Origin of the sequence: Dyella choica, assembly GCF_003977665.1 — a bacterium.
Classification (GTDB): Bacteria; Pseudomonadota; Gammaproteobacteria; order Xanthomonadales; family Rhodanobacteraceae; genus Dyella_B; species Dyella_B choica.
The window spans coordinates 152,115-166,562 of sequence record NZ_RYYV01000005.1 but is presented as its reverse complement, the minus strand read 5'-3'; the positions used below and the strand labels follow the sequence as shown (position 1 = coordinate 166,562).

The 14,448-nt window shown below is 64.6% G+C and carries 15 protein-coding genes; all 15 read right to left on the bottom strand.

The window, feature by feature from the left end:
- Positions 1-13: 13 nt before the first annotated feature.
- On the bottom strand, positions 14-1,909 hold the full coding sequence (locus tag EKH80_RS08395) for a potassium transporter Kup (protein WP_230473504.1): 1,896 nt from the start codon (positions 1,907-1,909) through the stop codon (positions 14-16).
- A 3-nt stretch (positions 1,910-1,912) separates the two neighbouring features.
- Positions 1,913-2,506 carry a Holliday junction branch migration protein RuvA gene (gene ruvA / locus EKH80_RS08390; protein WP_126684285.1) on the bottom strand — a complete coding sequence of 198 codons (594 nt, stop codon included), beginning with the start codon at positions 2,504-2,506 and terminating at the stop codon, positions 1,913-1,915.
- Positions 2,503-3,024, bottom strand: a complete 522-nt coding sequence (gene ruvC / locus EKH80_RS08385; protein WP_196240356.1) for a crossover junction endodeoxyribonuclease RuvC — start codon at positions 3,022-3,024, stop codon at positions 2,503-2,505. The genes ruvA and ruvC overlap by 4 nt, the downstream gene beginning before the upstream one ends.
- A 52-nt stretch (positions 3,025-3,076) precedes the next feature.
- Complete coding sequence (locus EKH80_RS08380; protein ID WP_126684284.1) at positions 3,077-3,802, bottom strand: YebC/PmpR family DNA-binding transcriptional regulator; 726 nt, start codon at positions 3,800-3,802, stop codon at positions 3,077-3,079.
- Positions 3,803-4,039: 237 nt separating this feature from the next.
- Positions 4,040-4,681 (bottom strand): alpha/beta fold hydrolase, encoded by a 642-nt coding sequence (locus tag EKH80_RS08375; protein WP_126684283.1) that lies wholly within the window; start codon positions 4,679-4,681, stop codon positions 4,040-4,042.
- 22 nt (positions 4,682-4,703) lie between these two features.
- Positions 4,704-6,476: an aspartate--tRNA ligase gene (gene aspS / locus EKH80_RS08370; RefSeq protein ID WP_126684282.1), complete on the bottom strand. Its 1,773-nt coding sequence runs from the start codon at positions 6,474-6,476 to the stop codon at positions 4,704-4,706.
- A 106-nt stretch (positions 6,477-6,582) separates the two neighbouring features.
- Complete coding sequence (locus EKH80_RS08365) at positions 6,583-6,900, bottom strand: FmdB family zinc ribbon protein (RefSeq protein ID WP_126684281.1); 318 nt, start codon at positions 6,898-6,900, stop codon at positions 6,583-6,585.
- Positions 6,901-6,981: 81 nt separating this feature from the next.
- Positions 6,982-7,707: an adenosylcobinamide-GDP ribazoletransferase gene (locus tag EKH80_RS08360; protein WP_126684449.1), complete on the bottom strand. Its 726-nt coding sequence runs from the start codon at positions 7,705-7,707 to the stop codon at positions 6,982-6,984.
- On the bottom strand, positions 7,704-8,255 hold the full coding sequence (locus EKH80_RS08355) for a histidine phosphatase family protein (protein WP_126684280.1): 552 nt from the start codon (positions 8,253-8,255) through the stop codon (positions 7,704-7,706). Before EKH80_RS08355 ends, EKH80_RS08360 begins: the two co-directional genes overlap by 4 nt.
- The gene (gene cobT, locus EKH80_RS08350) at positions 8,245-9,294 is read right to left on the bottom strand and encodes a nicotinate-nucleotide--dimethylbenzimidazole phosphoribosyltransferase (RefSeq protein WP_126684279.1); all 1,050 of its coding nucleotides are present in this window, start codon (positions 9,292-9,294) and stop codon (positions 8,245-8,247) included. The genes EKH80_RS08355 and cobT overlap by 11 nt, the downstream gene beginning before the upstream one ends.
- Entirely contained in the window at positions 9,291-9,812 is a 522-nt protein-coding gene (cobU, locus tag EKH80_RS08345; RefSeq protein ID WP_126684278.1) for a bifunctional adenosylcobinamide kinase/adenosylcobinamide-phosphate guanylyltransferase, read from the bottom strand. Before cobU ends, cobT begins: the two co-directional genes overlap by 4 nt.
- Positions 9,800-11,272, bottom strand: a complete 1,473-nt coding sequence (locus tag EKH80_RS08340) for a cobyric acid synthase (RefSeq protein ID WP_126684277.1) — start codon at positions 11,270-11,272, stop codon at positions 9,800-9,802. The genes cobU and EKH80_RS08340 overlap by 13 nt, the downstream gene beginning before the upstream one ends.
- Positions 11,269-12,252, bottom strand: a complete 984-nt coding sequence (gene cobD / locus EKH80_RS08335; RefSeq protein ID WP_126684276.1) for a threonine-phosphate decarboxylase CobD — start codon at positions 12,250-12,252, stop codon at positions 11,269-11,271. Before cobD ends, EKH80_RS08340 begins: the two co-directional genes overlap by 4 nt.
- Positions 12,245-13,165, bottom strand: a complete 921-nt coding sequence (gene cbiB / locus EKH80_RS08330; protein WP_126684275.1) for an adenosylcobinamide-phosphate synthase CbiB — start codon at positions 13,163-13,165, stop codon at positions 12,245-12,247. Before cbiB ends, cobD begins: the two co-directional genes overlap by 8 nt.
- Positions 13,162-14,448 carry a cobyrinic acid a,c-diamide synthase CobB gene (locus tag EKH80_RS08325; protein ID WP_230473503.1) on the bottom strand — a complete coding sequence of 429 codons (1,287 nt, stop codon included), beginning with the start codon at positions 14,446-14,448 and terminating at the stop codon, positions 13,162-13,164. The genes cbiB and EKH80_RS08325 overlap by 4 nt, the downstream gene beginning before the upstream one ends.

Sequence of the window (14,448 nt, the reverse complement as noted above, 5' to 3'; positions counted from 1 at the left end):
CTTCCCGCTTTCGTCAAATCTCCAGCTGCGTGCCCAACTCGATCAGGCGATTGCCGGGAATCTGGAAAAACGCCGTCGCCGGCAACGCATTACGCGAGAGGAAAGCGAACAGCCGGTCACGCCACAGCGCCATGCCAGGGCGGCGCTTGTCGGCGACGATGTTCTCGCGCGACAGGAAGAAGGTGGTGTCCATCAGGTCGAACGGCAGGCCGCTCTTGGCGCACTTGGACAGCACCAGCGGAATGTTCGGGTCCTCGGCAAAGCCGAAGCGCAGTTCAAGGCTGTAGAAATCGCTGCCCAGCGGCGACAGATGAATCCGTTCTCCCGCATCCACCACCGGCATTTCCAGCATATCCACCGTCAGCATCACGTTGCGCTCGTGCAGCACCTTGTTGTGCTTGAGGTTATGCAGCAGCGCATGCGGCACGGCCTGCAGGTTCGCAGTGAGGAACACCGCAGTGCCCGGCACGCGCAGCGGCGGATGCTCGGTGATGTTGTCGATGAAGGGCGACAGCGCCAGGCCGCCCTGCTTGATCTCACGCACCACCAGCTCGCGGCCGCGGCGCCAGGTGGTCATGATGATGAAGACGCCAAGACCCAGCACCAGCGGGAACCAGCCGCCGTACTCCACCTTGATCAGGTTGGCGGCAAAGAACGAGATGTCGATGGTGAGCAGGATGGCGCCGACGATGAGTAGGACCGGCACGCGCCAGCCCCATTGGTGGCGCGCCACGAACAAGGCCAGCACGGTGGTGATGGTCATGGTACCGGTCACCGCTATGCCATAAGCCGCGCTCAGGCTGTCGGAGCTGCGGAAGCCGAGCACGGCGAGCAGCACCATCACCAACAGGAACGCATTGATCCAGGGCACGAAGATCTGGCCGGACATCTCGCGCGAGGTATGCACCACCGGCATGCGCATCGAATAGCCCAGCGACATCGCTTCGCGCGTCATCGAGAACGCGCCGGAGATGACCGCCTGCGAAGCGATCACCGTCGCCACCGTGGCCAGTGCGATCATCGGATACAGCAGCATCGAAGGCACGGTCTTGAAGAACGGATTGTCAATGGCGCCGGGATCGTTGAGCAGTAGTGCACCTTGCCCGAAGTAGTTGAGTACCAGCGCGGGCAGCACGAAGTTGAACCAAGCCAGCCGGATCGGTCGCTTGCCGAAGTGCCCCATGTCCGCATACAGCGCCTCGGCGCCGGTCAGGGCCAGCACCACGCCGCCCAGCGCGACGAACGCCTGGATGCCATGCGTCATGAAGAAACGCACACCGTAGTAGGGATTGAGCGCGTACAACACCTGCGGCGCGGTCAGAATCATGCGCACGCCAAGTACGGAAATGACGATGAACCAGATCACCATCACCGGACCGAACAGCCTGCCCACGCGGTCGGTGCCGTGCCGCTGCAGCGCGAACAGGAAGAACAGGATCACCGCCGTGACCGGCACCACCCAGCGGGCCAATCCGGGTGCCGCCACCTTCACGCCTTCCACGGCGGACAACACCGAGATGGCCGGCGTGATCACGCCGTCACCGTAGAACAGCGAAGCGCCGAAGATGCCGATGATCGCCAGCAGCCAGCGCAGCTTGGGCTGGCCACCCACGCCACGCAGCGCCAGTGCCATCAGCGCCATGATGCCGCCCTCGCCCTTGTTGTCGGCGCGCATGATGAACAGCACGTACTTCAGCGACACCACGATGATCTGCGCCCAGAAGATCAGTGACAGCACGCCGTAGATGCTCTCCGGCGTGGGATGCATGCCATCATGGCTCAGCGTGGTCTGCAGGGTGTACAGCGGGCTGGTGCCGATGTCACCGTACACCACGCCGATCGCGCCCAGCGACAGCGCAGCCAGTCGCTTCTTGGCATCGGCTTCGCTCAATCCTTGATGAGTCCCCACGATTCAACTCCCCAGTGCGGCGCGTAGCGCCTTGCGAATAATGGTTTCGGCGCTGTCGCCTGGCTCGACCGCTTTTTGCACCAGCCTGCTTGCTTCGGCCGGCTTGTAGCCAAGCTGCTGCAGCGCCACGGTGGCTTCGGCGGCCGGATCGGCTGGAGCCCCCGCCGCCGCAAGGCCAGGCAGGCTTACACCGAGGCCGTCCACGCGATCGCGCAGCTCCACCACGATGCGCTCGGCCGTCTTCTTGCCGATGCCCGGGATCTTGGTAAGCGCCACTACGTCGCCCGCCTGCACCAGCCGGGCGAAATCCTGGGTGGATACGCCCGACAGTACGGCCAGCGCGGTCTTCGCGCCGATACCGCTGACCTTCAGCAGGTTGCGGAAGGAAACCCGCTCCGATTCGTGCAGAAAGCCGTACAGCGCCACACTGTCTTCTTTCACCGCGTGGTGAGTCAGCAGCGTGACTTCCTTGCCGGTGGCCGGCAGGTCATAAATGGTCGACATGGGCGCTTCCAACTCGTAACCCACGCCGCCGACCTCGACCAGCAGCCACGGCGGCTGCTTTGAAACAAGTATGCCCCTGAGTCGTCCGATCACCGGCGTCGCCTCCATGCGGTGCGCGGAATTCCCACGCGTTCAAGACTGGAGCGTGTATGCGCATGCGCCACGGCTATCGCCAGCGCGTCGGCCGCATCCGCCTGGATCGGGCCCTTGAGGCCGAGCAGTACGCCGATCATATGCTGTACCTGGGTTTTGTCGCTGCGGCCGCCGCCGACCACCGCCTTCTTGACCTCGGTGGCGGCGTACTCATGCACCGCAATGCCTCGATTGACCACCGCGCAGATCGCAGCGCCACGCGCCTGTCCGAGCTTGAGCGCTGAATCGGGATTGCGCGCCATGAACACACGCTCGATGCCGCACTCCACCGGATGATGCAGGCTGATGATCTCGTCCACGCCTTCGAAAATGCGCTTCAGGCGCCGCGTGAAATCCTCTTCGCCAGCCACCATCAGCGCGCCATGGAAAACATGCGACAGCTTGCCTGCGGCATCGACATCCACGATGCCGATGCCAGTGCGCTGGCTGCCTGGGTCGATGCCGATGATACGGATCATTGAGAACGAATCATTGAGGACGGATCATTGAGAAGCGGGGCCCGAAAGCCTGTCACTCAGCCGGCAGCAATGCGTTGTGATACACCTCGCTCACGTCGTCGAGGGCATCGAGTTTTTCCAGCAGGTCGGTGAGTGTTTCCAGCGTTTCACCCACCACTGCAGTGCGGTTGTTGGGCCGCATCACCACGCCGGCGTGCTGCGCGTCGAGGCCGGCCTCGGCCAGCTTCTGCTGCACGGCTTCGAAATTTTCCGGCGCGCAGATGACGGTGCTTTCGCCGTTCTCGTTGACTACGTCGTCGGCGCCGGCATCGAGCGCGGCTTCCAGGATCTTTTCTTCCTTCCCTTCGTCACCGCCGGTGGTAAACACCAGCTCGCCGCAGCGAGTGAACTGGAACGCCACCGAGCCGCTGGTGCCAAGGTTTCCGCCGTGCTTGGTGAGCGCGTGGCGCACATCGGCGACGGTCCGGGTGGTGTTGTCGGTGAAGCACTCGATGATCAGCGCGATACCGCCCGGGCCGTAGCCTTCATAGCGCAGCTCTTCCATCTTGGCGCCGCCGTCGGCGCCGGAGCCGCGCTTGATCGCGCGCTCGATGGTGTCCTTGGACATGTTGGCGGTCAGCGCCTTGTCCACAGCCGTGCGCAGGCGCGGGTTGAGCGCGGGATCGGGCACGCCGGCTCGCGTGGCTACGGTGATTTCGCGGATCAGCTTGGTGAACACCTTGGCGCGCTTGGCGTCTTCGGCATTCTTGCGACCTTCGATGGACGGGCCTCTACCCATGGGGATACCTGGCTTGGGTCTGAATGTGGAAAGCGGGGGATTTTACTGCATTGCGCCATCTCCCTTCCTGCTCTCCTCGTGTGAAAGCGGGAATGGAATCGCCGTTGCGGAGCGCGTAAATCCCAACATGCTGATATGCATGGCTTTGTTGGGATCTAACAGAAGTGCGTAGGCTGGATTGCGAAACCCAGCATGGCCAAGCAAGCAGCCAAGCGATGCTGGGATGGTCATCCCAGCCTACAAGAGGCCCCTCGCAGTGGGATCGAAACGGCCTTCGCGCAGGAAACTGGCCGTCAGCCGCGCCACTTCCGCCGAAAACAGCAGCCCCGTATGGCTGGTTTCCACCACGCAATGGGCGGCCAGCCCCGGCACCATGGTCTCCTGCACCGCCACCGTGCCGTCGTGGTCACCAGGGATCTGGCTGAGCATGGCGCCCAGGCCGATCGGCATGTTGCCGGCGATCACGCCCACCTCGCGTGGCCCTTTCCAGGCTTCCAGCCCCTGTTCCAGCAGTTCGCGGTTAGGCCCCAGCAATACCTCGCCGCCGCGCCACAGACGGGCAAAGGCGCGCGCCGCAGCGCTGCCCTTCAAGGGTGAACCAAGACAGACAACGCGTCCAGGCGGCAGGTCTTGCGCCTCCAGGCAGGCGCGCAGGGCGAGCAGGCCACCCAGACTGTGCCCGACCAGGTGCACCGGGCCGGGCACGTAATCGAGCATGCTCGCGTGCAACCGGGCCAGGACGCGCTCCTGCTTCGCCGCCACGCTCATGTAGTCGAAGCGATGGACGCGGAAACCCTCTTCCATCAGGCGGCGATGCAGCAAGCCCAGCGCAAAGCCGCGCATCCACAGGCCGTGCAGCAGGATGACGTGTTCGGTCATGGAATATCGCGGCTATCGAAACTTAGCCTTTCGCGTTTTCCGCAACGGCCACCGCTACATGCAGTTCCTTCAATTGCGCATCGTTGACCAACGACGGCGCGTCAGTCATCAGGTCCTGCGCGCTGGTGGTCTTGGGGAACGCGATCACGTCGCGGATCGATTCGGTGCCCGCCATCAACGCGGCGATGCGGTCGATGCCGAATGCGATACCCCCGTGCGGCGGCGCGCCGAACTTCAGCGCCTTGAGCAGGAAGCCGAACTTCATCTGCGCCTCTTCCGCGCCGATGCCAAGCAGCTCGAATACCGCGCTCTGCATGTCCGGACGATGGATACGGATCGAACCGCCGCCGATTTCGTTGCCGTTGAGCACCATGTCGTAGCCGCGGCTCACCGCGCCCGCCGCATTCGCCCGCAGATCAGCGATGTCGTCCACTTTCGGCGCCGTGAAGGGGTGATGCAGGGCGACGAAACGCTGTTCTTCCTCGTCGTACTCGAACATCGGGAAGTCGGTGACCCACAGCGGCTTCCAGCTGTTTTCCACCAGGCCGCGGTCCTTGGCGGCCTTCAGGCGCAGCGCGCCCATGAAATCGGTGACCGTCTTCCACTTGCCGGCGCCGAGGAACAGCATGTCGCCCGACTGTGCGCCGGTAGCCTTGAGCACCGCATCGAGCGCGGCGTCGTCCAGAAACTTCGCCACCGGCGAGTTGATGCCATCACGCCCTTTGGCGAGATCCTCCACCTTGATCCAGGCCAGCCCCTTCGCACCGTATTTGGCGACGTATTCGGTGAGCTGATCGATCTCCTTGCGGCTGAGCGCTGCCCCGCCCGGCAAGCGCAGCGCCGCCACGCGGCCGGCCGGGTCGTTGGCCGGCTCGGCGAATACCTTGAATTCAACATGCTTGAGCAGGTCAGCCACATCGACCAGCTCCAGCGCAATGCGCAGGTCGGGCTTGTCCGAACCATAGCGGCGCATCGCCTCTTCCCAGGTCATACGCGGGAAGGGATCGCCCAGCTCCACCCCGATCACCTCCTTGAACACCTGGCGAATCATCGCCTCCACGAAGCCCTGCACGTCCTGCTCTTCGACGAAGGCGAACTCCATGTCGAGCTGGGTGAATTCCGGCTGGCGGTCGGCACGCAGGTCTTCGTCACGAAAGCAGCGGGCAATCTGATAGTAGCGGTCGAAGCCGGCCATCATCAGGATCTGCTTGAACAGCTGCGGCGACTGCGGCAGCGCGTAGAACTGCCCTGGGTGCACGCGGCTGGGCACCAGGTAGTCGCGCGCGCCCTCCGGGGTGGCCTTGGTCAGAATCGGCGTTTCCAGGTCCTGGAAGCCGCGCATATCCAGGTAACGGCGCAACGCCTGCACCAGTCGGATACGGGTGCGGATCGTCTGCTGCATGTCCGGACGGCGCAGGTCGAGGTAGCGGTAAGTCATCCGCATGTCCTCGTTGGGGTTCTCGTGCAGGGCGAACGGCAGATCCTTCGCGACGTTGAGAATCTCCACCTGCTCGGCCAGCAGTTCCACCGTGCCGGTCTTCAGCTTGTCGTTGGCCGAGAGGCGCTTGCGGATGCTACCGGTGACACGCAGGCAATACTCGTAGCCCAGCTCGCCGGCCACGGCGAAAGCGTCGGCATTCTCGCGCTCGATCACCACCTGGGCGATGCCCTCATGGTCGCGCAGGTCGACGAAAGCTACGTGGCTCTGCAGGCGTAGGGTGTTGACCCAGCCGCACAGGGTGACGGTCTGTCCGACCAGCGACTCGTTGATGAGGCCGCAGTAATGCGTGCGCATGCGCTTGATGCTCCGGGCCGCCGGGGCGGCGAATCAGCGTGGAAAAGGCCCGGAAGCTTAGCATTCCCGGGCACATGGCGAGGTTGGGGCCGCACTGCGGTCTGTGTCAGGTCGTCGATGCCGTCGTCGGAGCCGGAGCCGGGGCTGGTGCGGGCGACGGACTGGAACTCGGTTCCGCAGACGATGCAGGAGACGCTGTGGCGGTGCCGGCATCGCCGGCGAGGTTGCGCTTCTTGTCGCCGTCCTTCTTGAAGTCGGTTTCGTACCAGCCACCGCCGGCAAGACGGAACTGCGGCGCGCTGAGCTGGCGCTGCACCTGCGGCTGACCGCAATCGGGGCAGTGGGAGGGATCGGGGTCGGACAGTTTCTGCAGGCGATCGAAGCGATGACCGCAGGCATTGCATTGGAATTCGTAGATAGGCATGGGAAAGACTGCGCAAACGCCATCGGGGCCGATGGTCGCGGGTGATTATCGGGACGGAACGGCCGGTTTCAACGGCCTGCCTCAGCGTACGGCCAAAGCCACTAGCAACGCTACCTCCAACATCTCCGCCAGCGCGCCGGCCGTATCGCCGGTGCAGCCGCCCAACCGGGTCATACAAGCCTGCCGCCATAGTCCGAATACGGCTGCGGTCACTAAAAACGCCAGCAAGCCGCGGCTGCCAAACAGCACGCATCCCACCGCAGTGAGCAGCAAGGCGAGCCCGCACGCCCGGCTAGGCGCGCCCGACAAGGCCGAGCCCAGTCCGCCGCTGCGCACATAGGGGGTAGTGAGAAACAAAGCGGTAAGCCCTGCCCGCGCCAAGGTCGGCGTCAGCAGCAACGCTGCCCATGGCGCCGGCCCCAGGCTGGCCAGGGCCGAGAATTTAAGCAGCAGCGCCAACACCAGGGCCACCACCCCGGCAGGACCGGAGCGCGGATCCTTCATGATCGCCAGGGTTTTCTCGCGATCGCCCATGCCGCCGATCCAGGCATCGGCGCTGTCAGCCAGGCCATCCAGGTGCAATGCGCCCGTCAGCGCCACCCAGGCCGCTGCCAGCAGGGCTGCTGCCAGCAAACTGGGCGTGTCGCGCAGCAACCACGCCAGCACCCCCAGCAGCAGGCCTAGCAACAGCCCGACCAGCGGGTACCAGGCCAGCGACGCAGCTTTGGCCTGCGCATCGTCATACGCATGGGCCGGCACCGGCAGCCGTGTAAGAAAGCCGATCGCCAGCAGCAGCGCGCGCATCAGGCGGATACCGCCATCGGCCAGGGCAAGAGATGCAACGAGGCATGCGGAACTTCGATGTTGGCCATATCGCCATAGCTGCGCCGCTCGGCCCGGCAACGCAACAGGCGAATCGCGCCACCGTGGGTGATCACCAGCACTCGTTGCTCCGCGGCATCCGCCGCGATGTCGTCGAGCGCCCCGCTCAGGCGATCGTGAAATTCAGCAAACGTTTCCGCACCCGGCGGCGGATGCTGCACCGGATCGGCCCAGAAGCGCGCCAATGCATCGCCCTGCTCCTGCGCGATTTGCTCGATCGGCATGCCCTGCCATGCACCGAAGTGATATTCGGCAAGTCGTGCATCAATGCGCAATGGCAAGCCGCGCTCCAGCGACAACTCTTGCGCGAACGCCGCGCAGCGCTGGAGCGATGACGAAACGATGCCATCCCATGCGCGCCCTTCAACCGCCGCGCGCAACTGCGACCAGCCCAGCTCGCTCAAGGCATCATCAAGCTGGCCACGGTAGCTGCGTTGCCCGGTATCGCCATGGCGGAGCAAGTCAATCGGCATTGGATACGCCGGCCTGTTCGAAAGTAGCCATGCCGTTGTGCAAGGCGCAAGCCAGGCGCAGCAGAGGTACCACGGTAGCGGCTCCACTGGCTTCACCCAGGCGCAGGCCCAGATCGACCAACGGCTCTGCCTGCAACGCTATCAACAAACGGGCGTGGCCGTGCTCCTTCGAGCGGTGCGCAAACAACAGCCAGGGGCGTACCTCCGGCTGGATCGTTGCCGCAGCCAAAGCGGCTGCGGTGCTGATGAAGCCATCAACCAGCACCGGGATGCCAGCTTGCGCCGCCGCCACGTAAGCGCCCACCAGCGCGACAATCTCGAAGCCACCGAGGCAACGCAATTGTTCCAGGACGCTGTTTGCGTTGGCGTGCAACGCCAACGCACGCTCCAGCACCGCTACCTTGTGTTGGATCCCCGCTGCGTCGAGGCCGGTGCCGGCGCCGGCAAGACAGGAAGGCGGCTCATCTAGCAGGGCGCTTGCCAGCGCTGTCGCCGACGTCGTGTTGGCAATACCCATTTCGCCCGCGATAAACAGTTGTATCGCCGCCCTTTGCGCGGCTCGCACGCTTTGCGCGCCAACCTCGAGGGCCGCATCCAGCTGTGCCTCGGTCATGGCCGCCCCAACACAGAAATTCGCTGTGGATGGCGCGATGATCGCGCGGCGCACCCCCGCAATCTCGCCCGGATCATTCACCGTTCCCAGGTTCACCACCTCCAGCCAGGCATCCAGGCTGCGCGCCAGCACGCTGATCGCCGCGCCGCCACTGGCAAAATTGCGCACCATCTCGCCCGTCACGGCTTGCGGGAAGGCGGATACGCCTTCCTCCGCCACGCCGTGATCGGCGGCGAACACGCTGATCCACACGCGATCCACCGACGGCTGGGCAGTGCGCTGCAAGGAAGCGAGTTGGATGGCTATCGCTTCCAGCTGGCCGAGCGAACCCGGCGGTTTGGTCAATTGCAGTTGATGCGCTCGCGCCGCTTCGGTCTGTTCGACCGCGGGCTGCGCACAAGGGGCGAAAAGCCAATCGAGACTCATGGCATGGTTCCTTTGAGGACAAGAGGTAGGCCTGCGGCCACGAACACGACTCGCTCGCAGAGCGCGGCCATTGCTTGATGCAGCCGGCCAGTTTCGTCGACGAAGCGCCGCGTCAATTCACCCAGCGGCACGATGCCAAGACCGACTTCGTTGCTGACCATCAGCAGCTCACCGGGCAAAGCGGGCAAAGCCTCCAGCAGGCGGGCGCGCTCGCGTGCAAAAAACGGCTCATCCGCAGCGCCTAGCAGATTGCTGAGCCATAGCGTAAGGCAATCGACCAGGATGCAACGATTCTCGCGCGCGTACTCGCGCAGCACGCCGGCAAGATGAACCGGCTCTTCCACACACAACCATTGCTGTGGGCGTCGCGCGCGATGATGGGCGATGCGCGCCGCCATTTCCCCATCACCGGCCTGCGCGGTGGCGATGTAGACGACTTCCAACCCGCTATCGACGGCCAGGCGTTCTGCCAGAGCGCTCTTGCCGGAGCGGGCGCCACCGAGTATCAGGCTACGCATGCGGTGACCCCCAGCCATTGCTCGAGCAGATTCGTCTGCAAATGCGCGTCGACCATATCCGCCAGGCGCTCGATTCCGGCTTCGCGCAAGGCTCGCATATCCAGCTCGGCGGCATGGCGCATACCCGCCCATTGCAGCAAAGCGGACAAAGCCTGCGGATCGTCGAACAAGCCGTGCAGGTAGCTGCCCATCACCTGCCCATCCGCAGAAATCGCGCCGTCACTGCGCCCGTCATCGAGGCGCGCGAACGGGCTTGCCAGGCCCGCGCCCCGGCTGATGCCGCAATGGATTTCGTAGCCTTGCACGCGGGCCTCGGCAAACGCCAGCCTACCCTGCACGCGACACAACTGCTTTTGCGGCTGCAGTGCGGTTTCCAGATCGAGCCAGCCCAGCCCCGCGCTGGAACCGGGCTCGCCTTCGATACCCAGCGGATCGTGCACAGCTTGTCCCAGCATCTGCAGGCCGCCGCAGATCCCCAGCACCTTGCCGCCATAGCGCAGATGTCGTGCGATGGCTTCGTCCCAGCCCTGCGCACGCAACCAGGCCAAGTCGGCACGCGTGGATTTGGAGCCGGGCAGAATGACGAGGTCGCAAGCCGGCAGGGATTGCCCGAGGCCGACGAAATGCAGGCCGACACCGGGGTGCGCACGCAATGCATCGAAATCGGTGTGGTTGCTGATGCGCGGCAAGGCCGGCACCGCCACACGCAACGGCGCGGCCATTTTTTCCGGCTGCGCTTGCGGCAAAGCATCCTCGGCTTCCAGGTGCAAGCCTGGTAGATAAGGCAAAACGCCCAGCACCGGCTTGCCGGTTTCCCGTTCGAGCCAGTCCAGTCCCGACTGCAGCAAAGCCAGATCGCCACGAAAGCGGTTGATCACGAAGCCAGCCACCCGCGCCCGCTCGCTGGACGACAGCAAGGCCAACGTACCGACGAGATGGGCGAACACACCGCCACGATCGATATCGGCGACAAGGATCACCGGGCAATCGACTGCTTCGGCGTAGCCCATGTTGGCGATATCGCCATCGCGCAGGTTGATTTCAGCGGGACTGCCCGCGCCTTCGACGATCACGGCATCATAGGCCTCGGCCAGCCGCCCGTGTGATGCCATTACCGCCTCGAAGGCACGGCGCTTGTAGTCGTGATAGTCGCGCGCATCCATATTCGCCACAGCGCGGCCGTGAACTATGACCTGCGCGCCGACATCGCTGTTTGGTTTCAGCAGCACGGGATTGAAATCGACCATTGGCTCCAGTCCGCATGCCTGCGCCTGGACGGCCTGCGCACGCCCGATCTCTCCGCCGTCCATCGTCACGGCCGAATTCAGCGCCATGTTCTGCGGCTTGAACGGCGCAACGCGCAAGCGCCGGCGGTACGCCCATCGGCACAATGCCGTCACCAGCGTGCTCTTGCCTGCATCGGACGTACAGCCCTGCACCATCAGCACGCGCGCGGTCATCGCAACACCTCCGCCAAAGCTTGATCGAGACGCTCGAACGCAGCCTCGTCAGGAGGCAGGCCAAAGCGCAGGCTTGGCGGCCCGTCGAACAGGCGGGTAAGAATGCCGCGCTCGGCGAGTGCGCGGTGCATACGAGCGGCAGTATCGTGCCGACACCATTGAAACAAGCCGCACCCTGCCGCAGGAGCCAAGCCATGTCGAGCAAGCAACACCGCCAGCCTTTCGCTCGTTCGCAAGAGGCGAACGCGTGCCGACGCCTGCCACGCGCGATCGGTCAGCGCCTGCCGTAATACGTAACGAGCAGGCCCGCTCAATGCCCAGGGACCCAATTGTTCCTGCAGTGACTCAAGCAAGGCAGGCGATGCGCATACGAAGCCGGCACGCGCGCCTGCCAAGCCGAAGAATTTGCCCGCCGAGCGCAATACGACGAGACCCGCGCGATCGGTATACCGGCACAGGCTTTGCTGCGGCGCTACGTCCATGAACGCCTCATCGACCACCAGCCAGCCACCGCGCGCTGCCAGTTCGGCATGCGCCATCAGCAGTTCTTCCACAGCGAAACGATCGCCGCCAGGGTTGTTGGGATGAATCAGCACCAGCACATCCCAAGCACCGATGTTCGCCAGCAGCTCCCTTGCAGCCAGGGTCTTCACGTGATGGCCCGCGCGTTGCCATGCATGCGCATGTTCGGCATAACCCGGCGCAATGATCCCTACGTGCGATGTAGCGCGCAGCCACGGCAGCGCCTGGATGGCGGCTTGCGAACCGGCTACTGGCAATAGCTGCGGCGCTTCGTAGTACGCACGCGCCGCCTCGGCCAGGCCATCATCGTCCTCGGGCAGGCGCCGCCAGGCAGCGGATGGGATATCCGGCACCGGCCACCCAAAAGGACTGATGCCGGTCGACAGATCCAGCCAAGCTTCCAACGGAATACCGTATTCATGCGCCGCGCGCCGCAAGCGGCCGCCGTGCTCAAGCATGCAGGCCTCCTTGCAGCACCAGGCCCAACAACAATGCGACAGCGAGCCAAAGCACGACGCCCCGGTGCAACAAGCGCAACGCGCGATGGACAGCATCCGCGTCCGGCGCGCCCCCTACCCCCAGTTCAGGCCGCGCCTCCCACACCCCGTGATAAGGCGCAGCGCCACCCAACCTCACCCCCAGCGCACCCGCACCTGCTGCCATGACCGGCCCGGCGTTAGGGCTGTCCCATTGCGATGCCTGCGTTTGCCAGCAACGCATCGCACCCTCGAAATGCCCGCACAAGGCGTACGTAAAAGCCGTGAGCCGCGCAGGCATGAAATTCAGTACGTCATCGATACGCGCCGCGGCCCAGCCGAAACGGTCGTAACGTGGCGTGCGATAGCCCCACATGGCGTCGAGCGTATTGGCCAAACGGTAGAGCAGCGCGCCGGGCGCACCCAGGACGGCGAACCAGAACAAGGCGCCGAACACCGCATCGTTGCCGTTTTCGAGCACCGACTCCGTGGCTGCCGCAGCGACCTGACCGGCAGCCAATGCTGCCGTGTCACGACTGACCATCCGTCCCACTGCCTTGCGGGCCTGCTCCATTTCGCCCGCTGCAAGTGCATGCGCTACCGGTTGCGCATGCTCGCGCAGACTACGCAAACCCAGCGCAGCGTAGAGCACGACCACATCCATGCACCAGGCAAGCCACACGGGTGCGACTCGCTGCACTATCGTCAGTAGAGCCACGCATGGCAGCACAGCAAGCGACCAGGCAAGCAATCCGCTTGCACGCAGGTCTGCGTAGAAATGCTGCTCGACCCAACTTGTCATGCGGCCGAAGGCCACCAGCGGATGCGCACGTCGCGGCTCACCGAGCAAACGGTCCAGCCATACGGCGGCAAGCATGGCCAGCACGGTACTCATGGCAGGAACAACTGCAATGCGGCCAGCGCGTTCGAGGGAAAATAGAAATGCACGAAACTGGCGGTAAGCCGCCGGTCGCGATAGACCGCTTCCTTGCACGGGCCATGGTTCGGGTTGAACGCATGCGCGAGCGGCACGGCATCGATGGATGCCTGCGCGTAGTGAAACGTATGTCCGCGCAATTCGCCCTCCGGCAGCGCCGCGCCTTGCAGGCCCAGTGCGGCCAGTCGTGACTGCATTGCAGCGTGCCCTGGCAACAGGCCGGCCATGCTTGCGGCGTGGCCGTCCGAGTCCGCCAGCGAGTCCAGCGCAAACAGCAAGCCACCGCATTCGGCGAGCATCGGCTTGCCGGCATCACGATGTGCGCGCAACGCGGCATGCAGATCATGGCGCTGCGACAAGGCCGCCAGATGCAATTCCGGATAGCCGCCAGGCAGCCACACCGCATCGCAGCCAGGCAGCGCGTCGCCGGCTACAGGCGAGAAAAAGCACAGTTCCGCGCCCGCTGCGCGCAACAGATCCAGATTGGCCGGATACACGAAGCAGAATGCATCGTCGTGCGCTATCGCAATGCGCTTGCCTTGCAACAGCGGCGGCACCGCGGCGGCGGCCTGCGCTTCGAATGCAACGGGTGGCGGCAGCGCGGTCGCCGCATGTTGCGCCCATGCTTGCGCCAAGCCGTCGAGCCGCGCATCGAGGTCGGACAACTCGCCTGCCGGGATCAGACCCAGATGGCGTTCCGGCAATGCGAGCTGGTCTTCGCGCGGCAAGGCCCCCAGCCAATGCAGCGAAGGCGGCAGACTCTCCTGCAACAACTGCGCGTGGTAAGCACTGCCGATGCGATTGGCCGCCACGCCATGCATCGACAACCCTTCGCGATAGGTCGCCAGGCCACAGGCGAGCGCACCGAAGGTTTGCGCCATGGCCGAACCATCGATCACCGCCAGCACCGGCAAGCCCAGTTGCTGCGCGAGATCGGCACTGGAAGGCGCGCCATCGAACAAACCCATCACACCTTCCACCAGGATCAGGTCGGCCTCTGCGGCGGCCTCAAACAGACGCCGGCGCACATCCGCTTCGCCGCACATCCACAAATCCAGCTGATAGGCCGGAGTGCCTGCCGCACGTGCCAGCACCAGGGGATCGAGAAAATCCGGGCCGGTCTTGAACACCCTTACGCGTCGCCCTTGTCGCACGTGCCAGCGCGCCAGCGCTGAAGTCACCGATGTCTTGCCCTGCCCGGAGGCGGGTGCGGAAACCAACAGGGCAGGACAGCGGCGCAT